Origin of the sequence: Streptomyces sp. ISL-10, from assembly GCF_018614575.1 — a bacterium.
In the GTDB taxonomy this organism is placed as follows: Bacteria; Actinomycetota; Actinomycetes; order Streptomycetales; family Streptomycetaceae; genus Streptomyces.
Window position 1 is genome coordinate 174,655 of record NZ_JAGGOJ010000017.1, and the last position, 23,999, is coordinate 198,653.

General features: G+C 71.8%; 25 protein-coding genes and 1 pseudogene. 9 read left to right on the forward strand and 17 right to left on the reverse strand.

The window, feature by feature from the left end; all coding sequences use genetic code 11:
- Positions 1-324 precede the first annotated feature (324 nt).
- Positions 325-648: a WhiB family transcriptional regulator gene (locus J7E88_RS21660; RefSeq protein WP_215183565.1), complete on the forward strand. Its 324-nt coding sequence runs from the start codon at positions 325-327 to the stop codon at positions 646-648.
- Between the two features lie 708 nt (positions 649-1,356).
- Here J7E88_RS21660 and J7E88_RS21665 read toward each other — a convergent pair.
- Entirely contained in the window at positions 1,357-2,247 is an 891-nt protein-coding gene (locus J7E88_RS21665) for a LysR family transcriptional regulator (protein WP_215183567.1), read from the reverse strand.
- An 81-nt stretch (positions 2,248-2,328) separates the two neighbouring features.
- Here J7E88_RS21665 and J7E88_RS21670 point away from each other — a divergent pair, with 81 nt between their 5' ends.
- The 6 genes and pseudogenes from J7E88_RS21670 to J7E88_RS21695 all read left to right on the forward strand — a co-directional run bounded on the left by J7E88_RS21670 (position 2,329) and on the right by J7E88_RS21695 (position 7,722).
- A complete protein-coding gene (locus tag J7E88_RS21670; protein WP_215183569.1) occupies positions 2,329-3,036 on the forward strand; it encodes an MOSC domain-containing protein in 708 nt (235 codons plus the stop codon).
- A gap of 93 nt (positions 3,037-3,129) precedes the next feature.
- Positions 3,130-4,638 carry a multicopper oxidase family protein gene (locus J7E88_RS21675; RefSeq protein WP_215183571.1) on the forward strand — a complete coding sequence of 503 codons (1,509 nt, stop codon included), beginning with the start codon at positions 3,130-3,132 and terminating at the stop codon, positions 4,636-4,638.
- A gap of 10 nt (positions 4,639-4,648) precedes the next feature.
- The gene (locus J7E88_RS21680) at positions 4,649-5,422 is read left to right on the forward strand and encodes an SDR family oxidoreductase (RefSeq protein ID WP_215183573.1); all 774 of its coding nucleotides are present in this window, start codon (positions 4,649-4,651) and stop codon (positions 5,420-5,422) included.
- Positions 5,423-5,664: 242 nt separating this feature from the next.
- Positions 5,665-5,829: pseudogene (locus J7E88_RS21685) on the forward strand (carbohydrate ABC transporter permease); the annotation flags it as partial.
- Positions 5,830-5,862: 33 nt separating this feature from the next.
- The gene (locus J7E88_RS21690; RefSeq protein ID WP_215183575.1) at positions 5,863-6,891 is read left to right on the forward strand and encodes a hydroxyacid dehydrogenase; all 1,029 of its coding nucleotides are present in this window, start codon (positions 5,863-5,865) and stop codon (positions 6,889-6,891) included.
- 138 nt (positions 6,892-7,029) lie between these two features.
- Positions 7,030-7,722, forward strand: coding sequence for an ester cyclase (locus J7E88_RS21695; protein WP_215183577.1), 693 nt, complete (start codon positions 7,030-7,032; stop codon positions 7,720-7,722).
- Positions 7,723-7,853: 131 nt separating this feature from the next.
- On the opposite strand, the gene groL is transcribed toward J7E88_RS21695, so the two are convergent.
- The 3 genes from groL to J7E88_RS21710 form a co-directional block, all read right to left on the reverse strand.
- On the reverse strand, positions 7,854-9,482 hold the full coding sequence (gene groL, locus J7E88_RS21700; RefSeq protein WP_215183579.1) for a chaperonin GroEL: 1,629 nt from the start codon (positions 9,480-9,482) through the stop codon (positions 7,854-7,856).
- A gap of 115 nt (positions 9,483-9,597) precedes the next feature.
- Positions 9,598-9,906 (reverse strand): co-chaperone GroES, encoded by a 309-nt coding sequence (gene groES / locus J7E88_RS21705; protein ID WP_177148652.1) that lies wholly within the window; start codon positions 9,904-9,906, stop codon positions 9,598-9,600.
- Between the two features lie 467 nt (positions 9,907-10,373).
- Positions 10,374-11,321, reverse strand: a complete 948-nt coding sequence (locus tag J7E88_RS21710) for a polysaccharide deacetylase family protein (RefSeq protein ID WP_215183581.1) — start codon at positions 11,319-11,321, stop codon at positions 10,374-10,376.
- On the opposite strand from J7E88_RS21710, the gene J7E88_RS21715 reads away from it, so the two are divergent.
- Positions 11,316-12,590, forward strand: coding sequence for a class I SAM-dependent methyltransferase (locus tag J7E88_RS21715; RefSeq protein WP_215183760.1), 1,275 nt, complete (start codon positions 11,316-11,318; stop codon positions 12,588-12,590). The two genes, J7E88_RS21710 and J7E88_RS21715, sit on opposite strands and share 6 nt — an antisense overlap.
- Before the next feature lie 224 nt (positions 12,591-12,814).
- On the opposite strand, the gene J7E88_RS21720 is transcribed toward J7E88_RS21715, so the two are convergent.
- The 7 genes from J7E88_RS21720 to tsaB all read right to left on the reverse strand — a co-directional run bounded on the left by J7E88_RS21720 (position 12,815) and on the right by tsaB (position 17,879).
- Positions 12,815-13,453 carry a hypothetical protein gene (locus tag J7E88_RS21720; RefSeq protein ID WP_215183583.1) on the reverse strand — a complete coding sequence of 213 codons (639 nt, stop codon included), beginning with the start codon at positions 13,451-13,453 and terminating at the stop codon, positions 12,815-12,817.
- Between the two features lie 10 nt (positions 13,454-13,463).
- Positions 13,464-14,723, reverse strand: a complete 1,260-nt coding sequence (locus J7E88_RS21725) for an RNA polymerase sigma factor (protein ID WP_215183585.1) — start codon at positions 14,721-14,723, stop codon at positions 13,464-13,466.
- 43 nt (positions 14,724-14,766) lie between these two features.
- Positions 14,767-15,123: a YciI family protein gene (locus J7E88_RS21730; protein ID WP_215183587.1), complete on the reverse strand. Its 357-nt coding sequence runs from the start codon at positions 15,121-15,123 to the stop codon at positions 14,767-14,769.
- A gap of 122 nt (positions 15,124-15,245) precedes the next feature.
- Positions 15,246-15,524: a hypothetical protein gene (locus tag J7E88_RS21735; protein WP_215183589.1), complete on the reverse strand. Its 279-nt coding sequence runs from the start codon at positions 15,522-15,524 to the stop codon at positions 15,246-15,248.
- Positions 15,521-16,627, reverse strand: coding sequence for a tRNA (adenosine(37)-N6)-threonylcarbamoyltransferase complex transferase subunit TsaD (gene tsaD, locus J7E88_RS21740; RefSeq protein WP_215183597.1), 1,107 nt, complete (start codon positions 16,625-16,627; stop codon positions 15,521-15,523). The genes J7E88_RS21735 and tsaD overlap by 4 nt, the downstream gene beginning before the upstream one ends.
- A gap of 80 nt (positions 16,628-16,707) precedes the next feature.
- Positions 16,708-17,151: a ribosomal protein S18-alanine N-acetyltransferase gene (gene rimI, locus J7E88_RS21745; protein WP_215183762.1), complete on the reverse strand. Its 444-nt coding sequence runs from the start codon at positions 17,149-17,151 to the stop codon at positions 16,708-16,710.
- A gap of 74 nt (positions 17,152-17,225) precedes the next feature.
- Positions 17,226-17,879 (reverse strand): tRNA (adenosine(37)-N6)-threonylcarbamoyltransferase complex dimerization subunit type 1 TsaB, encoded by a 654-nt coding sequence (tsaB, locus tag J7E88_RS21750; protein WP_215183599.1) that lies wholly within the window; start codon positions 17,877-17,879, stop codon positions 17,226-17,228.
- A 144-nt stretch (positions 17,880-18,023) separates the two neighbouring features.
- On the opposite strand from tsaB, the gene J7E88_RS21755 reads away from it, so the two are divergent.
- Complete coding sequence (locus tag J7E88_RS21755) at positions 18,024-18,557, forward strand: hypothetical protein (RefSeq protein WP_215183764.1); 534 nt, start codon at positions 18,024-18,026, stop codon at positions 18,555-18,557.
- Between the two features lie 80 nt (positions 18,558-18,637).
- Here J7E88_RS21755 and J7E88_RS21760 read toward each other — a convergent pair whose 3' ends face one another.
- The 6 genes from J7E88_RS21760 to J7E88_RS21785 all read right to left on the reverse strand — a co-directional run bounded on the left by J7E88_RS21760 (position 18,638) and on the right by J7E88_RS21785 (position 23,973).
- Positions 18,638-18,838: a hypothetical protein gene (locus J7E88_RS21760; RefSeq protein WP_215183601.1), complete on the reverse strand. Its 201-nt coding sequence runs from the start codon at positions 18,836-18,838 to the stop codon at positions 18,638-18,640.
- A 195-nt stretch (positions 18,839-19,033) separates the two neighbouring features.
- Entirely contained in the window at positions 19,034-19,546 is a 513-nt protein-coding gene (gene tsaE / locus J7E88_RS21765; protein WP_215183766.1) for a tRNA (adenosine(37)-N6)-threonylcarbamoyltransferase complex ATPase subunit type 1 TsaE, read from the reverse strand.
- Complete coding sequence (locus J7E88_RS21770; RefSeq protein ID WP_215183603.1) at positions 19,518-20,753, reverse strand: alpha/beta fold hydrolase; 1,236 nt, start codon at positions 20,751-20,753, stop codon at positions 19,518-19,520. Before J7E88_RS21770 ends, tsaE begins: the two co-directional genes overlap by 29 nt.
- 10 nt (positions 20,754-20,763) lie before the next feature.
- The gene (gene alr / locus J7E88_RS21775; protein ID WP_215183606.1) at positions 20,764-21,960 is read right to left on the reverse strand and encodes an alanine racemase; all 1,197 of its coding nucleotides are present in this window, start codon (positions 21,958-21,960) and stop codon (positions 20,764-20,766) included.
- 83 nt (positions 21,961-22,043) lie between these two features.
- Positions 22,044-23,483 (reverse strand): NAD(P)H-hydrate dehydratase, encoded by a 1,440-nt coding sequence (locus J7E88_RS21780; RefSeq protein ID WP_215183608.1) that lies wholly within the window; start codon positions 23,481-23,483, stop codon positions 22,044-22,046.
- Positions 23,484-23,604: 121 nt separating this feature from the next.
- Positions 23,605-23,973 (reverse strand): holo-ACP synthase, encoded by a 369-nt coding sequence (locus J7E88_RS21785; protein WP_215183609.1) that lies wholly within the window; start codon positions 23,971-23,973, stop codon positions 23,605-23,607.
- Positions 23,974-23,999: the final 26 nt, after the last annotated feature.

The following is a 23,999-nucleotide window of genomic DNA, read 5'->3' on the forward strand; positions in this document are numbered from 1 at the left end:
GCCCTCTCAACGACGGTCACTCGAAAGAGTTACGGGTGGGACGAAGCTCTTCGGCACTCTGCGTAAGGGGCCGTGCGCGAACCGCAGCGCCGCAGGTCACCGGAGTTTCTCCGGGGATCCGTGCCCCATTCAGCGGCTTTTCTTCCCATTAGCTGGTGTCTTTGGCTAGATTCGCAATGAGTCATATTTACATCTACTTACACAGCAGATGTACGGTCGTTGGCACAGCGTGGGGTGCCGGAACCGGCACACGCCGGCCGGAGGTCCCGCCCGTTTCCGACTTGTCCTGTATCCACTCAGCACGGTTTCAAGGGGACATGCGCCATGGCAGATTTCTCTCGCCTTCCCGGACCCAACGCCGATCTGTGGGACTGGCAGCTCCTCGCGGCATGCCGCGGGGTCGACAGCTCGCTCTTCTTCCATCCGGAAGGCGAGCGCGGTGCAGCGCGCAGCGCGCGCGAGAACTCGGCGAAAGAGGTCTGCATGAGGTGCCCCGTCCGGGCCGAGTGCGCGGCACACGCACTGGCGGTGCGGGAGCCGTACGGCGTCTGGGGCGGACTGACGGAGGACGAGCGCGAGGAGCTCATGGGCCGCGCACGCCATCGTCTGATCCCTGCGACGAGCGCGGGAGGCGCGGTGGGGGCGTGACGCCCCCATCGCGAACGAAGAAACGTTACTTCATCTGTACGAACGAGACTGAGCGACACCGAGCGACGACGACCACAACTGCCACGGCTACGACGACTGTCTGCGCGAATGACGCGCCTGCTCCCAACGTCTCTGCACCTGCAAGCCGGTCCCGGCCTCAGCCGGGACCGGCTTTCTGCGTCGGCGCGCGGCTGCCCGGCGCACCCCTGGCGTCCGGAGCGGGACGGCTGGGGGCCTGCGGGCCCGCCGGGCCCGGACCGGCGCCGCGCTTCAGCGCCGGGCCATCGGGCCGTCGGGGGCGGTTCAGCCGACAGGCCACCGGGGCCGCCCGGAGCGGTGCCGCGCTTCAACGCGGCACCGCCGCGTACCGGCGGTTCGGGGACGGTTCGGCGGCCGGGCCGCCAGGGCCGCGGTCCGGGGTCACCGCGACCGCCGGGGCAGCCAAAGCCGACCCCGCGCCTCAGCGCCGCGTCACCAGGCCGCCGGGAGCGGCTCAGCCGGCAGGCCAGCGGGCCACCGGGCCGTCGGGGGGCGGTTCAGCCGACAGGCCACCGGGGCCGCCCGGAGCGGTGCCGCGCTTCAACGCGACACCGCCGCGTACCGGCGGTTCGGGGACGGTTCGGCGGCCGGGCCGCCAGGGCCGCGGTCCGGGGTCGCCGCGACCGCCGGGGCAGCCAGGGCCGGGCAGCCCAGAGCCGACGCCGCGCCTCAGCGCTCGGCCGCCAGCGACAGGTGGTCCAGGGTCGCGGCGACCGCTGGGACCTGGGAGAGGTCCGGGAGGGTCAGGGCGACGATCTCGCGGGCGACGGGTGGGTTCACCGCGATCGTCCGCACCCCCTTCGGGCGTACGGACTCCAGCGCCAGCTCCGGCAGCACCGCCACGCCCAGGCCCGCGCCGACCAGTCCGATCACCGCCGGGTAGTCGTCCGTCGCGAAGTCGATCCGCGGCGTGAAGCCGGCCTCCTCGCAGACCTCCACCAGCTGACGGCGACAGCGGGGGCAGCCCGCGATCCACGGCTCGTCGGTGAGGTCGCCGATCGCGACGCTCTCCGCGCCCGCCAGCCGGTGACCCTCGGGCACCAGCCCGATGAGCCGGTCCGTGAGCAGCGGGCGTACGACGAGGTCGTCCCATTCGGCGCCCGCCGTGCCGTAGCGAAAGGCCAGGGCCACGTCGCACTCGCCCTCCCTCAGCATCTCGACGGAGCGCGGCGGCTCGGCGTCGACCAGGGAGACCCTGGTGCCGGGGTGCGCCGCGCGCAGGGCGGCGAGCGCCGTGGGCACCAGCGTGGAGCTGCCGCTCGGGAACGAGACCAGACGGACGCGGCCCGCCCTGAGCCCTGCGATCGCGGCGATCTCCTCCTCGGCGGCGGTGAGCCCGGCGAGGATGCCGGACGCGTGCCGGACGAGCACTTCGCCCGCCTGGGTCAGGCGCATCTCGCGGCCCGTACGGATCAGCAGCGGCGTGCCGGCCGAGCTCTCGAGTGCTTTCATCTGCTGGCTGACCGCGGGCTGGGTGCAGCCCAGTTCGCGCGCGGCGGCGGAGAAGGAACCGGTGGCGGCCACGGCGCGCAGGACACGGAGATGACGGGCTTCGATCACTCCTTGAGCATAAGCCTGCCTTGGGGGTTCAGGGAAAATTCGGCTGGTTGCTTTGGTGAGCGTCGGGTTAGCGTGCCCCGTATGAAGCTTCTGAGTGTGAACGTGGGGCGGCTCAGGTCCGTGGACTACGCCGGCACCGGAACGACCGGGATCGACAAACGTCCGGCCGAGGGGGCCGTCCGGGTGGCGGACCCCGGGCGCAAGGGAGAGGGAGGCAGCGGTGTGGCGGGGGACGCGGTCTCGGACCTGCGCCACCACGGCGGCACCGACCAGGCGGTCTACGCCTTCGCGCGGGAGGACCTGGACCGCTGGGAGAGGGAGCTGGGCAGGCCGCTGGCGAGCGGCTCGTTCGGCGAGAACCTCACCACGAGCGGGCTCGACGTCAACGGCGCGAGGATCGGCGAGCGCTGGCGGATCGGCGACGAGCTGGTGCTGGAGGTGACCAGCGGGCGCGTACCGTGCCGCACCTTCGCGAGCTGGCTCGGTGAGAAGGGGTGGGTCAGGCGCTTCACGCAGGAGGCCGCGCCCGGCGCGTATCTGCGGGTGATCAGACCCGGTGAGGTCCGTGCGGGCGATCCGATCGAGATCGAGCACCGGCCGGAGCACGAGGTCACCGTCTCGCTGTCGTTCCGGGCCGGGACCACCGAGCGCTCCCTGCTGCCGCAGGTGCTCGCGGCGGGCGACGCGCTCCATCCCGAGCAGCTGCGCGAGGCGCGGGAGTACGTGGCCACGTACGAAACAGGGACCGGCGCCTGCTCCCGCACCCGGCAGCTGCCGATCGTCTCGTAGGGGAAATCCCGGAGAAGGCGGGTCAGTTGGCTCGGGGGCCGATGGGGGGCGGTCCCCGATGTGCCCGTCGGCGGCGGCCGGGACGCTGGAGTCATGTCCCGGCTCAGGCGCGTCATCGTCATTCTCACGGCTGTCGCCGTCGCCGCCGTCATGGCGGTCGGCGGCGGGTTCTTCCGGCTGTACTCCGACGCCGAGGTGTCCACCGTCGGCACCTCGTTCAGCCGGGAGATGGCCGTGCCGCCGCTGGCAAAGCCGGCTGTCGCACGGGACGGCACCAAGGTCTTCGATCTGACGATGCAGGCAGGTCAGAAGGAGTTCAGAGCGGGGCAGCAGACCCCGACCTGGGGGTTCAACGGGGACTTCCTCGGCCCGACCCTCCGCGCCTCGCGCGGTGACAAGGTCGAGGTGCGGATACGGAACGCGCTGGGCGAGACCTCCACCGTGCACTGGCACGGCATGCACCTGCCCGCCGCGATGGACGGCGGTCCGCACCAGACGGTGGCGCCGGGCGGGAGTTGGAGCCCGCATTGGACGGTGGACCAGCCGGCCGCGACGCTCTGGTACCACCCGCACCCGCACGGGAGGACCGAGCAGCATGTGCGGCGGGGGCTCGCCGGCATGTTCCTGCTCGACGACGAGCGGGCGGCGAAGCTGCCGCTGCCGAAGAACTACGGCGTCGACGATCTGCCGGTGGTCGTGCAGGACGTCCGCTTCGACGGCGCGGAGTTCGACCACGGGCACAAGATGATGGCCGGCAGCGGCTTCCTCGGCGACCGGACGATGGTCAACGGCACCCTGGAGCCGTACAAGGAGGTGAGCGACGAGCTGATACGGCTGCGTCTGCTCAACGCCTCCACCGCCCGCTTCTACCACTTCGGCTTCGCCGACGACCGGCGCTTCTCGCTCATCGCGTCGGACGGCGGGCTGCTGCCGCAGGCCGTGCCGATGGACCGCATCCGGCTGTCTCCCGGCGAGCGGGCCGAGATGGTGGTGCGGATGCAGCCGGGCGAGCGGGTTGTGCTGCGCAGCCATCCGCAGAGCCTGGGCGACTTCTGGCAGACCCGGTTCAACGGCGGTGACGATTCGTTCGACGTACTGGAGCTGCGTGCCGCGAAGACGCTGCGGCCCTCGCCCGAACTCCCCGGCGCGCTCGGCGAACCGGAGCTGCCGGACGGCGAGGACTCCGTGCGGACACGGTTCTTCGGCCTTCAGCGGTCCGGGATCAACGGCAGGCCGATGTCCATGGACCGGATCGACGAGACCGTCACCCGGGGCACCACCGAGACCTGGGTCCTGCGCAACGACGACGGCATGCCGCACAACTTCCATGTGCACGACGTGCAGTTCCGGGTGCTGGAGGTCGACGGCCGGCAGCCGCCGCCTCATCTGCGCGGCCCGAAGGACACCGTGTTCGTGCCGGGTAACAGGAGCGTGAAGATAGCTGTGCGGTTCACGGGCCCGGCGGACCCGGACACTCCGTACATGTACCACTGCCACCTGCTCTACCACGAGGACGAGGGGATGATGGGCCAGTTCGTGGTCGTCGAGCAGGGACAGCGGGCCGGCGAGGTCCGTGCACCGCACTCACACGCGGGGCACTAACGTGCCGCCTATGACGACTGCACTGATCACGGGAGCGACCGCGGGCATCGGCGCCGCCTTCGCACGGCGCCTGGCGGCCGAGGGACGCAATCTGGTCCTCGTGGCCCGCGACACCGAGCGGCTGCAGGAACAGGCCACCGAGCTGCACGACCGGCACGGCATCGAGGCGGAGGTGCTGACCGCGGACCTGGCCGAGGAGGACGGGATCGCCGCGGTCGAGAAGCGGCTCGCGGACCGCAGGCACCCGGTGGACCTGCTGATCAACAACGCGGGCTTCGGGAACAAGGGGCGCTTCCTGGAAGTGTCCATGGCCGACGAGCTGACGATGCTGAAGGTGCACTGCGAGGCGGTGATGCGGCTGACGGCGGCCGCGGCCGGCCCGATGCGGGAGCGGGGGCGCGGGGGCGTGGTGAACGTGGCCTCGGTGGCGGCGTTCGTGCCGCGCGGTACTTACGGTGCGTCGAAGGCGTGGGTAGTGCAGTTCACGCAGGGCGTGGCGCGGGATCTTGCGGGGTCGGGCGTGCGGCTGATGGCGCTGTGCCCGGGGTTCGTGCGGACGGAGTTCCACGAGCGGGCCGGGATGGGGACGGACAACATCCCGGGCTGGCTGTGGCTGGACGCCGACAGGTTGGTGACGTCGGCGCTGGCGGATCTCGCGAAGGGGAAGTCACTGTCCGTCCCCGATCCGCGCTACAAGGCGCTCATGGGTGTGGTGAAGCTGGCCCCGCGCAACCTGCTCGGAGGGGTGAGTTCGCGAGCGGGCCGCAAGTACGGGCCCCAGTGATCGGTCGACTCCGAAGCCTCGATCCGTGGAAGGTGCTCGATCTCTTTGCGGGCCTGACGGATCGCCGCATCGGCGGCGGACACAGAACGGCGCTCATCGGGCAGCATCGTCCACCAGCCGTGCAGCAGGTTCCCCATCATCCGCGCGGCGTGCGCCTGATCACCATGACGGGACCTGAGCAGGAGTCAGCGCGAGCCGCAGCCTGGCGCAGGACCTGAGCAAAAGTCAGCGCGTTCTTCCTGCTGAGCCTCGGCCTGTACGCGTGGAACAGCAACCCCCACGCCGAGCCGGAGTTCGACCCGCTCGTCGTGACAGGCTCCCTGCTCGCCGTCATACCCCTGATCGTCGCCTTCGTCTCACTTCAGCGGCACTGGAAAGCCGGCCTGACCGCCGGCAGCGTCAAGTGACCCAAGCGACCCCTGAGGAGCCCGAGTTCCACCATGCATCACGCCACTGACAATCGCCCCGCGCTGCTGCTGGCCATGGCGCCGGGAATCGCCGACCGGCTGCTCGCCGACCGCCACCGCGAACGTCTGACCGCGCTCACCCGCACCGACCCGTACCTCGTCGCCCACGACCTGACCTCCCCCTCACCGCGCGTCGCCGCCGCGCTCGCCGAGGCGGAGATGCTGCTCACCTGCTGGGGCGCCCCTTCGCTGACCGCCGAGGTGCTGGCGGCCGCGCCCCGGCTGCGTGCCGTCGTCCACGCCGCGGGCTCGGTCAAGCAGCACATCACCGAGGCGTGCTGGCACCGCGGCATCGCCGTGACCTCGGCGGCGGCCGCGAACGCCCTGCCCGTCGCGGAGTTCACGCTCGCCGCCGTCCTTTTCGCGGGCAAGCGGGCGCTGCGCTGCGCCCACCGGTACGCGCAGCTGCGCGCGGAGCACGACTGGCGCGCCGAGCTCGACGGCGCAGGCAACTACCGCCGTACGGTAGGAGTGGTGGGCGCGTCCCGCATCGGTCGCCGGGTGATCGAGCTGCTGCGCCCCTTCGACCTGCGGGTCCTGCTGTACGACCCGTATGTGGACGAGGCCGGGGCGGCGGCGCTGGGTGTCGAACGCACCGGCCTGGACGACCTCTGCGCCCGCGCCGACGTCGTCACCGTGCACGCTCCGCAGGTGCCGGCCACCCACCATATGATCGGCGCGCGCGAGCTGGCCCGGATGCGGGACGGCGCCACCCTGATCAACACTTCGCGCGGCTCGCTCGTCGACGAGGACGCCCTGCTCCCCGAGCTTCTCGCCGGCCGCCTCGACGCGGTGCTGGACGTGACCGACCCCGAAGTGCCGCCCGCCGACTCACCGTTGTACGACCTGCCGAATGTGCTTCTGACGCCCCACATCGCCGGGTCGCTCGGTGACGAGCTGCACCGGATGGCCGACCAGGCGCTGGACGAGGTGGAGCGGTTCGCGGGCGGTCTCCCGTTCGCCTACCCGGTGCACCCGGCAGCCCTGGGCCATTCCGCCTGACGCGCCTCACACGCCCGGCACGTCTGACGCAGCCCGAAACGCCTGGGCACGCGAGCACCCGAGCAACCGAGCACGCGAAACGCCTCTAAGACCATAAATCACTAAAATGGCCGTATCCCATCCGTCGCGGGAGGTGTCATGAAATTCGTACAGATAATCGATTACAAGACCGACCGGTTCGACGGCGTGAACGCGCTCATGGACCAGTGGGTCGAGAAGACGAAGGGCAAGCGGACCACCTCCCACCTCATCATGGGGAAGGACCGCTCCGAGGGGTCGCACTACGTCGACATCGTCGAGTTCCCTTCGTACGAAGAGGCGATGCGGAACTCCAAGCTGCCCGAGACCGACCGCATCTTCCAGGAGATGGTGGCGCTCTGCGACGGCATGCCGTCGTTCACCGACCTCGACGTGGTCCGTGACGACCAGCTCAACTCGGCGACCGCCCGCCGCTTCTTCCATGAGATCGCCGTCGGCGGGAACCTCGACGCCATCGACGAGATCTTCGCCGCGGACTACATCGACCACGACGTCGCCAGCGAGGAGGAGTCCGAGGTCGGCAGCGACGTCATCCGCCGCGATCTGACGATGTGGCGCGACGCCTTCGACTTCACGTTCGAGCTCGACCGGCAGGTGGCCGACGGCGACGACGTGTGCCTCCTGTGGACCTGGAGCGGCAAGCACAAGGGCGAGTTCCAGGGCATCCCGGCCACGGGAGAGCAGTGCACGATGACGGGCACGACGATCTTCCGCTTCCAGGGCGGGAAGATCCAGGAAGGCTGGTGGCACTTCGACCTCATGCGCCTGATGCGGCAGCTCGGGGCGCTCTGACCAGCGCCCTCCCAGCGGGGCCGAGCGTCCGCCGGCAGGCGAGGAAGCAGGCCCCCGGAAAGGGGAGAAGGCCCCCGTCCCCGCGCACGGCGGGAACGGGGGCCTTCTTCGGCGCGTGTCGCGTCGGTGACTCAGTGGCTGTGGCCGTGACCGTGGCCGTGGCCCGCCTCGGCCTCCTCCTCGGCCGGCTTCTCGACGACCAGGGTCTCGGTCGTGAGCAGCAGGGAGGCGATGGAGGCAGCGTTCTCCAGGGCGGAGCGGGTGACCTTGACCGGGTCGATGACGCCGGCCTTCACCAGGTCGCCGTACTCGCCGGTGGCGGCGTTGAAGCCCTGGCCCGCCTCCAGCTCGGCCACCTTGGAGGTGATGACGTAGCCCTCGAGGCCGGCGTTCTCCGCGATCCAGCGCAGCGGCTCGACGGCGGCGCGGCGGACGACGGCGACACCGGTGGCCTCGTCGCCCTCCTTGCCCAGGTTGCCCTCGAGCACCTTCACGGCGTGGACGAGCGCGGAGCCACCACCGGAGACGATGCCCTCCTCGACCGCGGCGCGGGTCGCGGAGATGGCGTCCTCCAGACGGTGCTTCTTCTCCTTCAGCTCCACCTCGGTGGCGGCGCCGACCTTGATCACGCACACGCCGCCGGCCAGCTTCGCGAGGCGCTCCTGGAGCTTCTCGCGGTCCCAGTCGGAGTCCGTGGTCTCGATCTCGGCCTTGATCTGGTTGACGCGGCCCTGCACGTCCTCGGAGTTGCCGCCACCGTCGACGATGGTGGTGTCGTCCTTGGTGATGGTGACGCGGCGGGCGGAGCCCAGGACGTCCAGACCGGCCTGGTCGAGCTTGAGGCCGACCTCCTCGGCGATGACGGTGGCACCGGTGAGGGTGGCCATGTCGCCGAGCATCGCCTTGCGGCGGTCACCGAAGCCGGGGGCCTTGACGGCCACCGCGTTGAAGGTGCCGCGGATCTTGTTGACGACGAGGGTGGACAGGGCCTCGCCCTCGACGTCCTCGGCGATGATCAGCAGCGGCTTGGAGCCACCCGCCTGGATGACCTTCTCCAGCAGCGGCAGCATGTCCTGGATCGAGGAGATCTTGCCCTGGTGGATCAGGATGTACGGGTCGTCGAGGACGGCCTCCATACGCTCCTGGTCGGTCACCATGTACGGGGACAGGTAGCCCTTGTCGAAGGCCATGCCCTCGGTGAAGTCGAGCTCCAGGCCGAAGGTGTTGGACTCCTCGACGGTGATGACACCGTCCTTGCCGACCTTGTCCATCGCCTCGGCGATGAGCTCGCCGACCTGCTGGTCCTGCGCGGAGAGCGCGGCCACGGCGGCGATGTCGGCCTTGTCCTCGATCGGGCGGGCGGTCGCGAGGAGCTCCTCGGACACGGCCTGGACCGCGGCGTCGATGCCCTTCTTCAGGGCGGCCGGGGAAGCACCGGCGGCGACGTTGCGCAGACCCTCGCGGACCAGCGCCTGGGCCAGCACGGTGGCGGTGGTCGTACCGTCACCCGCGATGTCGTTGGTCTTGGTCGCCACCTCCTTCACCAGCTGGGCGCCCAGGTTCTCGTACGGGTCGTCGACCTCGACCTCGCGGGCGATGGTGACACCGTCGTTGGTGATGGTGGGTGCGCCGAACTTCTTGTCGATGACGACGTTGCGGCCGCGGGGGCCGATCGTCACCTTGACCGTGTCGGCAAGCTTGTTGACGCCGCGCTCGAGGGCGCGACGGGCGTCCTCGTCGAACTTCAGGATCTTCGCCATGGGAGCGATTCAGCCCTCTCGGAAATCGTGTTCAAAAAACCGCGCCCCTCGCCGCCCGGCATCAGCGGGGTGGCCAGGGGCGCGGTTCAGGCAAATCTGCCGGGTGAAGCGGGAATTACTTCTCGACGATCGCGAGCACGTCGCGGGCCGAGAGGACGAGGTACTCCTCGCCGCTGTACTTCACCTCGGTGCCGCCGTACTTGCTGTACAGCACGACATCGCCGACGTTCACGTCGAGCGGAAGACGCTCGCCGTTCTCGAAGCGGCCCGGGCCCACGGCCAGGACGACGCCCTCCTGGGGCTTCTCCTTGGCGGTGTCCGGAATAACCAGGCCAGAAGCCGTGGTCTGCTCGGCGTCGAGCGGCTGGACCACAATGCGGTCCTCGAGCGGCTTGATGGCAACCTTGGAGCTGGTGGTCGTCACGATCCGACCTCCCCCTTCGGAGATCTCACGGGGTTAACTGATCTGAGGTGGCGACCAGGTGGATCCGTCGTCGCGGGTGCCGGACCTGCCCGTCGCTGTGTTGGCACTCTCCCTTGGGGAGTGCCAGGAGCGAGACTATGACTGCGATTAGCACTCGGTCAAGCGGAGTGCCAATGCCGAACCCGCGTGGCGGTCCGATGCCCCTCCGATCGACGCCCCTCCGAACGACGCCAAGCCGGTCTACGCCCGCCCGTTCGATGCCCGTCCGCTGCCCGTCCGGTCGATCCCCGTCCGGTCGATCCCGGTCCGGTCGATCGCGGTCCGGTCGATCCCCGTCCCGTCGATCCCCGTCCGGCGAGCGCCCGCGGCAAGGAGCCGGCGCGCGCGGCTCCCGGCAAGCGGCCCTGCAAGGAGCCGGCGCGCGAGACCCCCGGCAGTCACCCCGGCGAGAAGCCGGCGCGCGCGGCTCACACGTAGTCCTCCAGCTTCGCCACGGCGTACCCCTTGGCGGTCACGGTCTTCATGACCCGCCGGATCATGTCCGGCATGGTGCCCTTCCACTCCCCGCGACCCCGGAAGTGGGTCAGGATGATGTCGCCGGGGTGCAGGTCCCTGTCCCACTCGCGCCACTCCATGTGGTCGGGGAACGCCTCGGACGCCCACAGCGGGACGGCCTCGATCCCGCACGACTTTGCGACGCGCAGCGTGTCCTTGTTGTAGTTGCCGTACGGCGGTCGGAACAGCTTCGGCCGGGTGCCGTACCGCTTCTGCAGCTTGTCCTGCTGACCGCAGATCTCCCGTTTCTGGGCCGAGTAGGACAGGCCGGGCAGGTAGCGGTGGTTGAGGGTGTGGTTGTGCAGCGAAACGCCGCGGTCCCGCATCTTCTCGAAGTAGCCGTAGTCGTCGTCGATCACGTAGTCGCTGAGGAAGGCGCTGTACGGGATCCGGAGATCGGACATCATCCGCAGCAGTTCCGGGTCCTTCTCCGCGCCGTCGTCGATCGTCAGGAAGACGACCTTCTCCTTGGTGGGGACGGTGGTGAAGACCGGCGGCAACTCCTTGCCGCCGTCGACCTCGAAGCCCTTGCGGGTGGTGATTCTCGGCTTGACCGCGGGCGGCGGCGGTGCGGCGAGCGGGGTCTGCTTCAGCCCCCACTTCTTCGCGGCCGCGGCGCGCGCGGCCTGGGCCCGCTTGACCTTCTCGACGTAGGCGGACAGGGCGCCGGCCGGGCCTGCCGCCTGCTCCCGGGCCTCTGGGCCCTGCTGGGCCGACTGCCCCGGCGCGGACTTCGCCGGGCGGCCGGCCCCGCCGTCCCCGGCGGCACAGCCGGAGCCGACGGCGGCCACGACGAGCGCGACCACACCCACTCCGACCCGACACGCTCTCACTTTTCCCTTTTGTCGTACTAGCTGCATGGCGTCGCATCCTGTCAGCGCGGCGCCCGCGCACCAGGCCGACACCGCCTGCGTGCGCGGACCATCCCCCGGCTGGCCCACAATGGCCGGGTGAACGCCTCAGATCCGCTCGCCGCCTTGTCGGCACTGCGCACCGAGGAGGGCAGCGCGCTGCTGGCGTCGCTCGCCTCCTACGACCCCGCCGATGAACTGGCCGTGGCCACCCGGCTGCGCCGCGAGCACCCGGCGGATCTCGTCTCGGCGGCGCTCGGGCAGGCGCGGCTGCGGCAGCGGGCGGCGGCGAAATTCGGCGCGGAGGACGCCGGCCGGATGTTCTTCACCCCCAACGGCGTCGAGCAGTCCACCCGCCGCACGGTTGCCGCCCACCGGGCCGAGCGCTTCGCCGCCCTCGGTGTGCGCAGCGTCGCCGACCTGTGCAGCGGCATCGGCGGGGACGCGATCGCGCTGGCGCGGGCGGGCATTTCCGTCCTCGCCGTGGACCGCGATCCGCCGACGGCCGCGGCCGCGCGGGCCAACGCCGAGGCACTGGGACTCGCGGACCTGATCGAGGTCCGCTGCGCGGACGTGACAGACATCGACACCTCTGGGTACGACGCGGTGTTCGCGGATCCCGCGCGCCGGGGCGGCCGGGGCCGGATCTTCGATCCGGAGGCGTACTCCCCGCCCCTGTCGTGGGCGATCGCCGCGGCCCGCACCCGCCCGTTCGCGGCCCTCAAGATCGCCCCAGGGGTCCCGCACGAGGCCGTCCCCGAGGACGCCGAGGCCGAGTGGATCTCGGACGGCGGGGACGTCAAGGAGGCCGTGCTCTGGTTCGGCACGGCCCCGGGCACGATCCGCGCCACCCTGCTCCCCGGCCCGCACACCCTGACCGGCCGCGGCCTGCCCGACCCCGCCGTCCGCGCGGTCGGCCGCTACCTCTACGAGCCCGACGGCGCGGTGATCCGCGCCCACCTGGTCGCCGAAGTCGCCGAGGACGTCGGCGGAGGCCTGATCGACGCGACGATCGCCTACATCACGTCGGACGAGCTGCGTCCGACGCCGTACGCGACGGCGTACGAGATCACCGACGCGCTGCCCTTCAACGTCAAGAAGCTGAAGGCCCTGCTCAGGGAGCGCGAGGTCGGCAACCTGACGGTGAAGAAGCGTGGCTCGGCGGTCGAACCGGACGAACTGCGCCGCAAGGTCAAGCCCCAGGGGCCGGGCGCCGCAACGGTGTTCATGACGAGGACGGCGGGGGCACCGGCCATGCTGGTGGGGCACCCGGCATAGGGCGGCCCAGCTCATGCTCGTGGGGCACCCGGCACAGGGCGGCCCAGCTCATGCTCGTGGGGCAGCCGGCACAGGGCCGCCCGGGCCATGCTCGTGGGGCAGCCGGCACAGGGCCGCCCGGGCCATGCTCGTGGGTCCCCGGGCAGACGGCCGCCCGGGCCATGCTCGTGGGGCAGTCGGCCTGGGCCCCGGTCGAGGTGGTACCAGCAGACTGGGGCGTCCGCTCAGACGTGGGTGCCGGCCGCCGCCCGGCGCGGCACCAGTCGCAGCGCCCAGCGGTAGTGGCCCACCGCCTTGGCGACGCCGATCAGGCCCGTCAGCCACAGGATCATGCCGAGGCCCATCAGCAGCACCACCTCCGGCACCGTGTTCTCGCCGGGCTCCGCGCCGGCCGGGACCGCGAAGCACGTCCACAGGCCGCCCGCGCACATCAGGAACGACGGCACGAACCAGGTCAGGCTCAGGCCCGGTGAGGTGAAACGCGCATCCCGGGCAGGGTCGCTGTCCAGTGCGCTCCACTCGCGCAGCCGCGCGCGCACCTTTCCGTCGCGGACGAGACCGAAGCCGATCAGCAGACCGGTCGGCACGATGAACGCGGTGCCCAGCAGGAGGAGCACGCCGCCGAACAGGTGGCTGAACACGTCGATCGCCTCGTAGAACACCCGCAGCGCCGCACCGACGCTCACCCAGCCGACCGTGAACCCGCTCACGAGCAGCCACAGCTGGGCCAGTCGCCACACCCCGATGCTCGCCCGATGCAGCTCCCCCATCGCTTTCGCCCGGTCGGCGAGCAGCGACTCGCGGTCGGGCCAGGCCTGTATGCGGGTGGGCGGCGGCGGGGGCGGGAGGGCTGATCCGGTCATGCGGACGAGGTTACCGGGGCCGGTCGGCGGCCTCGGCGGCGCGATCCAGGAGCAGTTGCCTCTCCCGCGCGTTGCGGGCCAGGGAAGCGGCGTGCTCGAACTCCGCCCGCGCCTCCTCGGCGCGGCCCAGCCGGGCCAGCAGGTCACCGCGGACGCTCGGGAGCAAGTGGTAGTCCTTCAGGGCCGGTTCAGCGGCCATCGCGTCCACCAGGGCGAGGCCGGCGGCGGGGCCCTGTGTCATGGAGACGGCGACCGCGCGGTTCAGCTCCACGATCGGGGACGGCATGACACGGACCAACTGCCCGTACAGAGCGGCGATCGTCGCCCAGTCCGTGTCCTCGTAGCGGACCGCCTGCGCGTGACAGCCGGCGATCGCGGCCTGAAGGGCGTACGGGCCCAGGGGGCCGGCACCGGCACGTCCCAGCGACTCGATGCCGCGCCGTATCAGCAGCCGGTTCCACTTGGCGCGGTTCTGGTCGGCGAGCAGCACCGGTTCGCCCGCGGGACCCGTGCGGGTAGGGATGCGGGACGCCTGGAACTCCAACAGCGCCGCCAGTCCGTGCACTTCCGGTTCGTACGGCATCAGGCCGGCGAGGACCCGGGCCAGCCGCAGGGCGTCTTCGCAGAGCGCCGGGCGCACAAGGTCGTCGCCGGCGGTCGCCGCGTACCCCTCGTTGAAGATCAGGTAGATGACGTCGAGCACCGAGCCCAGGCGCTCGGCGCGCTCGGCGCCGTACGGCACCTCGAAGGCCACGCCCGCCTTCGCCAGCGTCCGCTTGGCGCGCACGATGCGCTGGGCGACCGTCGGTTCGGCGGCGAGGAACGCGCGGGCGATCTCCCCGGTCGTCAGCCCGCCCAGCAGCCTGAGCGTGAGCGCGACCCTGGCCTCGGTGGACAGCACCGGATGGCACGCGGTGAAGATCAGCCGCAGCAGGTCGTCGTCGATGTCGTCCGCATCGGCCGGTTCGGGCGGCGGCGGCGCGTCGGTGAGCGTCCGCCCCACCTCGGCCAGCTTGCGGGCGTACGTCTCCTTGCGGCGTACGAGATCGATGGCGCGGTGCTTGGCCGTGGCCATGAGCCAGGCGCCCGGCCTGTCCGGGACACCCGACTCCGGCCACTGCTCCAGCGCGGCGACCAGAGCGTCCTGCGCGATCTCCTCGGCGATGCCCACGTCCCGCACGATGCGGGCCACGCCGGCGATGATGCGCGCCGACTCGATCCTGAAGACCGCTTCGACCGTGTTCGCTGCGCTTGCTGCCGTCACGGCCACCCATCAGAGCAGCCGTGCGGGAGCGGGGCAAGCGCGGCCGGTGTCAGTCCTCGGCGATCTGGCGCAGCTCGCAGGTGATGTCCCATTCCTCCGGGTGGATCTCAAGGAAACGCCTGGTCCACTCCAGGGCCTCGGCCTTGTCCTTGCACTGCATGAGGGCGTAGCCGCCGATGACTTCCTTGGTCTCGGTGAAGGGCCCGTCGGTGTACGACAGCTTGCCGCCGGACCAGGTCACGCGGGTGCCGTCCGAGGTCGCGGTGAGACCGGCCGTGTCGAGCATGACGCCCGCCTTGGTGATCTCCTCCAGCAGCTTGCCCATCCGGTCGGTGAAGTCCTGGGGGAATTCCGCTCCGGACAGCTCGTTCTCGTCGATACGGATCATGGAGAGAAAGCGCGGCATGACGACTCCTCGATGGCATCGGGCGGGGCCGTTCCCCGCCTCTCACCCATGCGTCGAACGGGTCAGGGCCCGATCGACACGGCTCCCGGACTTCTTCCGGAAAATTTTCGGTCTCCAGGACGTCATCGCTGTCCGGGAGATTCTCGGCCGAGCGACTCGAAGCGCCAGCGGTGCACCGGCCGGGTGACGAGGCCGGCATCCGGCTCCGGGAGTTCGGGGAGATCGGCATCGGCGTGCGCCGCCTCCCACCAGGTGACGACCAGCACCCGGTCGCCCGCCGCCCGGAACGTCTCACGGCGCAGCGGCTCGCGCGCGAGCTCCTGGGCGCGGGCCCACTCCAGCAACTGCGCACCGCGGCCCTCGGCGGCGCGGGCCTCCCACATCAGCGCGACGACGGTCATGAGTAGAGGTTGTCCTTGCTGATCTCGTGCACATGGTCGTGGTCCGAACCGTGCCCGTGGTTCCCCGGCACGTGCGGGTCCGTCACCGGCAGCGACGAGTCCGCCGACAGCTCCCAGTCGGAGGCCGGCCGGTTCCTCGCGACCATCTCCGCGCCCAGCGCGGCGACCATCGCGCCGTTGTCCGTGCACAGCTTCGGCCGCGGCACGCGCAGCCGCAGGCCCGCACGCTCACAGCGTTCCTCGGCGAGCGCCCGCAGCCGCGAGTTGGCCGCGACGCCGCCGCCGATCATCAGGTGGTCCACGCCCTCGTCCGTGCAGGCGCGCACGGCCTTGCGGGTGAGCACGTCGACGACCGCCTCCTGGAAGGACGCCGCCACGTCCCGCACCGGCACCTCCTCGCCCGCGGCGCGCTTGGCCTCGATCCACCGGGCGACGGCCGTCTTCAGGCCGGAGAAGGAGAAGTCGTACGCCGGGTCCTTGGCGCCGCTGAGGCCACGTGGGAAGGCGATCGCCGCCGGGTCGCCCTCCTTCGCCAGCCGGTCGATCACCGGGCCGCCGGGGAAGCCTAGGTTCAGTACGCGTGCGATCTTGTCGAACGCCTCGCCGGCCGCGTCGTCGATCGTCGCGCCCATGGGACGGACGTCGGCGGTGATGTCGGGGGCGAGCAACAGCGAGGAGTGGCCGCCGGAGACCAGCAGCGCCATGGTCGGCTCGGGCAGCGGACCGTGTTCGAGCTGGTCGACGCAGATGTGCGACGCGAGGTGGTTCACCCCGTACAGCGGCTTGCCCAGGGCGTACGCGTACGCCTTCGCTGCCGAGACGCCCACCAGCAGCGCGCCCGCGAGCCCGGGGCCGGCCGTGACGGCGATGCCGTCGAGGTCGCGGGCGCTGACCCCCGCCTCCTTCAGGGCGCGTTCGATGGTCGGCACCATCGCCTCCAGGTGCGCGCGCGAGGCGATCTCCGGCACGACGCCGCCGAAACGGGCGTGCGTGTCCACACTGGAGGCCACCGCGTCGGCGAGCAGGGTCGTTCCGCGGACGATGCCGACTCCGGTCTCGTCGCAGGAGGTCTCGATGCCGAGTACGAGCGGTTCGTCAGCCATGGGTGTGAGTCTCAGTTCCTTGTACGGTCGGGGCTGTTCGGTCGGGGCTGTTCGGTCGGGCCTGGCGTCGTGCTCGTACGTCAGGTCTGTACGGTCAGGCGCATGACGAGAGCGTCGATGTTGCCCGGCTGGTAGTAGCCGCGGCGGAATCCAATGGGCTCGAAGCCGAAGCGCTCGTACAGCTTCTGGGCCCGGGTGTTGTCCACGCGCACTTCGAGGAGCACCTCGTGGCATTCGAAGGCGGTGGCGTGCTGCAGGAGGTCGGTCAGCAGCCGGGCGCCGAGCCCGGTGCCCCACTGACCTGGTTCGACGGCGATGGTCTGGACGTCACCGAGACCGCCCGCCGCCGCGAGTCCGGCGTAGCCGACGATCCTGCCGTCGAGCTCGGCGACGACGTAGCGGCGGGTGGCCTGCGGTCCCCGGGAGTGCGCGAGTTCGGACCAGAACATCCCGGCCGACCAGGCGTCTTCCGGGAACAGCTCGTGTTCGAGGTCGAGCACCGGCCGGATGTCCCACCAGCGCATCTCACGCAATTCAGGAGGGCCGCCGCGCAGCGGCGTCGATGAGGGGCGGCGGTCGGGAGACGGGTGGGCGCCGCTCACCTCGGAGTGACCACCTTGTAGTTCTTGGGCACCTGGGCATCGGGACGGCGCAGGTAGAGCGGCAGCGGGTCGAGGAAGTCCTCCCCGGCCGCCAGCCGCTCGGCCGCGAGGGCGGCGAGGGCGCCGGCGCTGACATGCTCGGGTCCGCGGGCGTCCGGAAACGTCTGCGGGTACAGGAGCGCGCCGGCACCGACCGCGGGCAGGGCCGCGACCTGTTCGGCGATGTCGGCGGGCCGGTCGACGGCGGCGTCGCTCACGCGGGTCCGGGCGTTCTCGTAGCGCGCCCAGTAGACCTCTTTGCGGCGGGCATCCGTCGCCACCACGAACGGCTCGTCCAGCCCGGCGGCGTACGCGAGGCCGTCCAGTGTGCACACGCCGTGGACGGGCACACCGAGCGCGGACGCGAAGGTGGTGGCCGTCACCAGCCCGACGCGCAGTCCTGTGTACGGCCCCGGTCCGACGCCGACCACCACTCCCGTGACGGCGTCGAGCTTCACCCCGGCCTCGGCGAGCACGCGGTCGACGGCGGGCAGCAGCAGTTCGCCGTGCCTTCGGGCGTCCACCCGGCTGGACTCGGCGACGACGGCGGACCCGTCGTGGAGAGCGGCGGTGACGGCGGGCGTGGCGGTATCCATGGCGAGCAAGAGCACGCAAACAGCCTACGGCTCCGGCGAGGGAGTCACAGTGCCCCATCGAACGTGATGCCTGCTGCTACCGTCACCACGACCGGGAAAAGACACGACCGGGAAAAGATTCGAAAGGTGGGCACGGTGGCACGGAGCAGCTCGGGACTCGTGGCCGGGCTCACGGCGGCCGCGCTGGCCGTCGTCGGTTTCCTCGCCTATCAGGCGTCGGCGAACGTTCCCGACAGCCTCGGCGCCCCCAAGGCCCCGAGCCCCGCCCCCTCCGCGCAGGCATCCGGCAGCCCGAAGAACGAGTCCAAGGACCCGCTCGCCGTGCCCGCCCACTCCGGCACGGGTGTGCGCGTCGTGTACGCGCTGGGCGACCGGAGGGTGTGGCTGGTCGGCAAGCAGAGCACGCCCCGCACCTTCGAGGTCATGCCCTCGACGGTGAACCCCCAGCCGGGCACCTACACCGTGACGTCCCGTTCCGGGAACGTGCCGGGCTCGGACGGCGTCCCGATCGAGCACGTGGTCCGGTTCGCGAAGGTCGGCGGCGTGTCGATCGGCTTCAGCGCGGCGGTGAACGGCTCCATGGCCAGCCCGGACCCGAACAAGAAGACGGGCGGCGTGCGGATGAAGCGGGCCGACGGGGACGCGATGTGGGTGTTCGCGGCGATCGGCTCGAAGGTGGTCGTGGTCCCGTAGGGCCACCCGTAAGGGACCGGATGTACGAATCCCGGCGCGCCTGACGGACCCGTCGGGCAACTCCGGTCAGGCAACTCGCGTCAGGCGGCGTCTCGTCGCGCGGCGTCGCTCCGCGTCTCGTCCCGGACCGCTGCCCGCGGCGCCTCGCGCGGCGGGGTCGACACGGCACTGGCCGCCGCACAGGACGCCAGCAGATCCCGCATCGACAGGGCCGGTGCGGGCGGTACGGCTGCCGCAGGCGACTGCTGCCGGGTCTGGGGTTCGCGCTCCGATGCCGACATGGACGCCTCCTGGTGGGCTCCGGGGGCGGGCGTGGTTAGGTAAACCTAACCAGGTCTCCCCACCATGTCATCACGCGCGGGACGCCGGGCGCAACATTTTCCCGACGTCTTGTCGGAACGTACGGCGTGACAGGCCCAGGAGCCGAGCCCAGGGGGTGTCCGGCGCCTCGGGGCCGGACTATCCCCCCAAGGCCCTCAGATCGCCCCGATCCCCGCCCAGCGCTCGCCGTACCCGTGCAGCAGCACCTCACGGCGCTCGTCCTCCGTGTCGCCCACCACCCGGTGGATCACCACGTGCAGCCGGTCCTCGGACAGGTCCTCGACCTTGCCCTCGCCCCACTCGACCACCACCACCGACTCCGGCAGCGAGACATCGAGGTCGAGGTCCTCCATCTCGTCGAGCCCGCCGCCCAGGCGGTACGCGTCGACGTGCACCAGCGCCGGGCCGCCCGTCAGGGAGGGGTGGACCCGGGCGATCACGAAGGTGGGGGACGTGACGGCGCCGCGCACCCCGAGCCCCTCGCCCAGGCCGCGCGTCAGCGTCGTCTTGCCTGCGCCGAGCTCTCCTGTGAGCATCACCAGGTCGCCGGGGCGCAGCAGTTTCGCGAGCCTGCGGCCCAGGTCCTGCATCTGCTCCGGGGACTCGATCGAGAGGCGGGCGGACCCGGTGACGGCTGTCTCAGCCGCCGGGCTGTGCGGTGCTTCCAGCGGTGTTTCCATACGTGCCAACGTTAGCGGCTGCCGGGACCGCGCCCGCCCGGGCCAGCAGATCCGCCAGCCGGTCGGTGACGGCCTCGGGGTGCTCCAGCATCACCAGATGGCCCGCGTCCGGCACGATCACCAGCTCGGCCTCCGGCATCAACCCGGCGATCGCCTCACTGTGCGTACTGGGGGTGACCAGGTCCTTGTCACCCGCGAGGACGAGGACCGGCAGGCCCTCGAACACGACCAGCGCCTCGGCCTTGTCGTGCTCGGCGAACGCAGGGTAGAACTCGGCGACCACATCGATCGGCGTCGACTCGATCATCCGTTCCGCGAACCGGGCGACCGCCGGATCGACGTCCCTGGACGAGAACGAGTACCGCTTGATCAGCCCGGCGAACAGGTCCGCCGTCGCCCGCCTGCCCCGTTCGACCAGCTCCGCCTGCGAGCCGAGGGCCCGCAGCACCCCGGGCAGCACCCGGCGCACCGCGTTGACGCCCGCGACCGGCAGGCCGTAACTGACCTCGCCGAGCTTGCCCGACGACGTGCCGATCAGGGCGACGGCGGCCACCCGCTCCCGGACGAGCTCGGGGAAGTGGGCGCCCAGCGCCATCATCGTCATGCCGCCCATGGAGTGGCCGACGAGCACCAGCGGCCCCTCGGGCGCGGCCGCGTCGATGACGGCCTTCAGGTCCCGGCCGAGCTGGTCGATGGAGACCGGCACGCCGCCCTGTCCCGCCTGCCCTGCGCTGCGTGCCGAACGGCCGTGGCTGCGCTGGTCCCAGTACACCGCGCGCACCAGACCGCGCAGCGCAGCGCGCTGGAAGTGCCAGGAGTCCTGGCTGAGGCAGTAGCCGTGGCTGAAGACGACGGTGACGGGAGCGGGCGACTTGCGGCCGAACATCCGGCGGCGACGCGGTGCGGCCACATCCGGATCGACCTCCTCCACCTCGTAGTGGAGCTCGGTGCCGTCGTCCGCGACCGCCGTTCCCGACACGCCGCGCAGCGAGCCGTACGGGCCGGCGGCGTCGAGAGCGAGACGCGCCTTCCGGCGCATGCCGCGGCCCACGGTGAGGCGCTCGATGGCGACGCCCGCCGCGGCGCCAGCCGCGACCACGCCTATGGCGGCACCGGCGATGCCCGCCCTGCGCCAGTTGCCCGTGGCCACCGCGGCGGCGGCCTCGGCCACGTCCCCCGTGCTGGTCTCGCTCACCGTGCCCCTCCTACTCGTCGGCGGTCCGCCCGCTCACGTACTGCTCGTCCTGGGCAACCTCGTTCACATAGACGCGCGGCACCCTGGCACCGATGCGGGTGACGATTTCGTACGCGATCGTGCCCGCCGCCTCGGCCCAGTCCTCGGCGGTCGGCTCGCCCCGGTCGCCCGGACCGAACAGCAGCGCCTCGGCACCCTCCTCGACCATCTGCCCGCCGAGATCGACGACGAACTGGTCCATCGCGACCCGCCCCGCGACCCGCCGCCACTTCCCGCCGACCAACACCGGCCCGCGGCCCGACGCATGACGCGGAATGCCGTCCGCGTAGCCGAGGGGGATCAGGCCGAGCGTCGTCTCGGCGCCGGTGACGTAGTGGTGGCCGTAGCTGACGCCGTGGCCTGCCGGCACCTGCTTGACGAGCGCCACGGACGCGGCGAGCGTCATCACCGGGCGCAGTCCGAAGTCCGCGGGTGTGCCGAGCTCGGGGCTGGGCGAGACGCCGTACATCGCGATACCGGTCCGCACGAGGTCGAAGTGCGCGTCCGGAAGGGTGAGGGTGGCCGGGGAGTTGGCGATGTGCCGCACCTCGGGCTCCACGCCGGCCTTCTCCGCGTGGTCGACCATGTCCCGGAAGACGTCCAGCTGAGCGGCGATCGAGGGGTGGCCGGGCTCGTCGGCACAGGCGAAGTGCGACCACAGTCCGGTGACCTCGACCAGGCCCGCGTCCTCGGCCGCGCGTGCGGCCGCGACCAGTCCGGGCCAGTCGGCGGGCGGACAGCCGTTGCGGCCGAGTCCGGTGTCGGCCTTGAGCTGGACCCGGGCGGGGAGGCCCGCCTCCTCGGCCGCCGCGGTGACCTCCTTCAGCGCCCACAGGCCGCTCACGGACATGTCGAGGTCCGCCTCGATGCCCGCGCGCCAAGGGTCGCCCGGCGTCCACAGCCAGCACATGATCCGGCCGCCGACACCCGCCGCGCGCAGGGCGAGCGCCTCGTGCGGAGTGGCCGTGCCCAGCCAGGTGGCGCCCGCCGCGAGCGCGGCCCGGGCGCAGGGCACCATGCCGTGCCCGTACGCGTCCGACTTCACCACGGCCATCAGGGCGGCACGCGGCGCGCGGGCACGCAGCGCGCGGACGTTGGCGCGCAGGGCCGCGAGATCGATCTCGGCACGGGCCCTCGGCGGGGCGGGGGGCGGCGGTGTCTGGCTCATCGCGCCCAGTGTCTCAGAGCCGTACGCCTCCGACCGTATGTGCGGCGGTCGACTGTGTCACTCGCCGGGCGGCGCCCCGGCCGTCATTCCCTCACATCACGCCAGGCGTCCGGGAGAGTCGCCGCCACTTCGGACGCGGTGATCGGTACGCCCCTCGCGACGCGGAGCCGGGCCGCGAGGCCGTGCAGATAAGCCGCGGCGGAACCCGCGTCGCGGGCGGCGAGCCCTGCGGCGAGCAGCGAACCGGCGAGCCCGGAGAGGACGTCCCCGCTGCCCGCCGTCGCCAGCCAGGGGGTGCCCATGGGATTGACGCGCACCGGGGAGCGTCCGCCGTCCGCGTCGGCGACCAGCGTGGTGGAGCCCTTGAGCAGCACGGTCGCGCCGAAGCGGGCGGCCAGTTCCCGCACGGACGCGAGGCGCGCCGACTCCACCTCCTCGCGCGCCACGCCGAGCAGCGCGGCGGCCTCGCCCGCGTGCGGCGTCATGAGTGTGGGCGCGGCTCGGTCGCGTAGGGCGGCGGCGTCCAGCAGCCGCAGGCCGTCGGCGTCGACGAGCACCGGAACGTCGGAGGCGAGCACCTCCCGTACGGCGGCGGCGTCCTCTCCGATGCCCGGTCCGACGACCCAGGCCTGGACCCGGCCCGCCTTGCCCGGCGGGCCCGCGTGCACCAGGGTCTCCGGGAATCGGGCGATCACCGCGTCCGCCGCCGGTCCCACGTACCGCACGGCGCCGGCGCCTCCGCGCAGGGCTCCCGCCACGGCGAGGACGGCCGCGCCCGGGTAGCGCGCGGACCCGGCGACGATGCCGACGACGCCCCGGCGGTACTTGTCGCTCTCCGCGGCCGGCAGGGGCAACAGGCGTGCCACGTCGGCGTGTTGCAGCGCCTCCAGGTCCGGCACGGACGGCAGGTGCTCCTCGATTCCGATGCCGACCAGCCGGACCGAGCCCGTGTACTCCTTGGCCGGGTCGACGAGCAGTCCGGGCTTGTACGTCCCGAACGTCACCGTCGTGTCGGCGCGCAGCGCCTCGCCCCGCACTTCTCCCGTGTCGGCCTCGATGCCGCTCGGCAGGTCGACGGCGACGACGACGGCGTTCGACCCGCGGGCGGCGCGAGCCACCGGCACGGCGTCCGGCCGCAGGCCGCCGTGGCCGCCGATCCCGGTGATGCCGTCCAGCACGAGGTCGGCGGCGGCGAGCACCTCGAACGGGTCGTCGGCGATCCTGCCGCCCCTGGCGAGCAGGGCGGCGAGTCCCGCCGCATGGGCGCGGTCGGGCGCGAGCAGGACGGCGGTGACCCCCGCGCCGCGCCGTGCGAGGCGCGCCCCGGCGAACAGGGTGTCGCCTCCGTTGTCCCCGCTGCCGACGAGCAGCACGACGCGTGCGCCGTACACCCGGCCCAGCAGATCGGCACAGGCGGCGGCCAGTCCGGCGGCGGCGCGCTGCATGAGCGCGCCCTCGGGCAGGCGGGCCATGAGCTGCGCCTCGGCGTGCCGTACGGTCTCGACGCTGTAGGCAGTACGCATCCCCCGAGTCTGCCTCACACGTCCTGGCCCCGCGCGAGGACGCCGCACCACAAGTGTCCCGATGGAACCCCGAGTTACGCGCACCGACGGCGGCCGGCCCCCGGCGCGGGCACGCCACCGGTCACCCCTCCGCGATCACCACCGCCGACGCCACACCCGCGTCGTGGCTCAGCGACACATGCCACGAGCGCACCCCCAGCTCCGCCGCGCGGGCCGCCACCGTGCCGCGGACGCGCAGGCGGGGACGGCCCGAGTCCTCCACGTACACCTCGGCGTCCGTCCACAGCAGTCCGGCCGGTGCGCCCAGTGCCTTGGCCAGCGCCTCCTTCGCGGCGAACCTCGCCGCCAGGGAGGCGTACCCCCTCCGCTCCCCGCTCGGCAGCAACAACTCGTGTGCCACGAACAGCCGTTCCGCCATGTTCGGCGTCCGCCTCATCGACGCGGCGAACCGGTCGATCTCCGCGACGTCGATCCCCACCCCGATGATCATGCGACGGCGCCTCCCGCTCCCTGCCC

Bases quoted from the DNA above. Each gene is read 5' to 3' on its own strand.
- J7E88_RS21735 (WP_215183589.1), bottom strand. From the start codon at position 15,524: ATGACCGTCGTCGCGCTGATGTGGGAGGCCCGCGCCGCCGAGGGCCGC.
- alr (WP_215183606.1), bottom strand. From the start codon at position 21,960: ATGAGCCAGACACCGCCGCCCCCCGCCCCGCCGAGGGCCCGTGCCGAG.
- tsaD (WP_215183597.1), bottom strand. From the start codon at position 16,627: ATGGCTGACGAACCGCTCGTACTCGGCATCGAGACCTCCTGCGACGAG.
- J7E88_RS21680 (WP_215183573.1), top strand. From the start codon at position 4,649: ATGACGACTGCACTGATCACGGGAGCGACCGCGGGCATCGGCGCCGCC.
- J7E88_RS21660 (WP_215183565.1), top strand. From the start codon at position 325: ATGGCAGATTTCTCTCGCCTTCCCGGACCCAACGCCGATCTGTGGGAC.
- J7E88_RS21670 (WP_215183569.1), top strand. From the start codon at position 2,329: ATGAAGCTTCTGAGTGTGAACGTGGGGCGGCTCAGGTCCGTGGACTAC.
- J7E88_RS21760 (WP_215183601.1), bottom strand. From the start codon at position 18,838: ATGTCGGCATCGGAGCGCGAACCCCAGACCCGGCAGCAGTCGCCTGCG.
- J7E88_RS21720 (WP_215183583.1), bottom strand. From the start codon at position 13,453: ATGACCGGATCAGCCCTCCCGCCCCCGCCGCCGCCCACCCGCATACAG.
- J7E88_RS21780 (WP_215183608.1), bottom strand. From the start codon at position 23,483: ATGCGTACTGCCTACAGCGTCGAGACCGTACGGCACGCCGAGGCGCAG.
- J7E88_RS21675 (WP_215183571.1), top strand. From the start codon at position 3,130: ATGTCCCGGCTCAGGCGCGTCATCGTCATTCTCACGGCTGTCGCCGTC.
- J7E88_RS21730 (WP_215183587.1), bottom strand. From the start codon at position 15,123: ATGCCGCGCTTTCTCTCCATGATCCGTATCGACGAGAACGAGCTGTCC.
- J7E88_RS21710 (WP_215183581.1), bottom strand. From the start codon at position 11,321: ATGCAGCTAGTACGACAAAAGGGAAAAGTGAGAGCGTGTCGGGTCGGA.
- groL (WP_215183579.1), bottom strand. From the start codon at position 9,482: ATGGCGAAGATCCTGAAGTTCGACGAGGACGCCCGTCGCGCCCTCGAG.
- J7E88_RS21690 (WP_215183575.1), top strand. From the start codon at position 5,863: ATGCATCACGCCACTGACAATCGCCCCGCGCTGCTGCTGGCCATGGCG.
- J7E88_RS21695 (WP_215183577.1), top strand. From the start codon at position 7,030: ATGAAATTCGTACAGATAATCGATTACAAGACCGACCGGTTCGACGGC.
- J7E88_RS21785 (WP_215183609.1), bottom strand. From the start codon at position 23,973: ATGATCATCGGGGTGGGGATCGACGTCGCGGAGATCGACCGGTTCGCC.
- rimI (WP_215183762.1), bottom strand. From the start codon at position 17,151: ATGCGCTGGTGGGACATCCGGCCGGTGCTCGACCTCGAACACGAGCTG.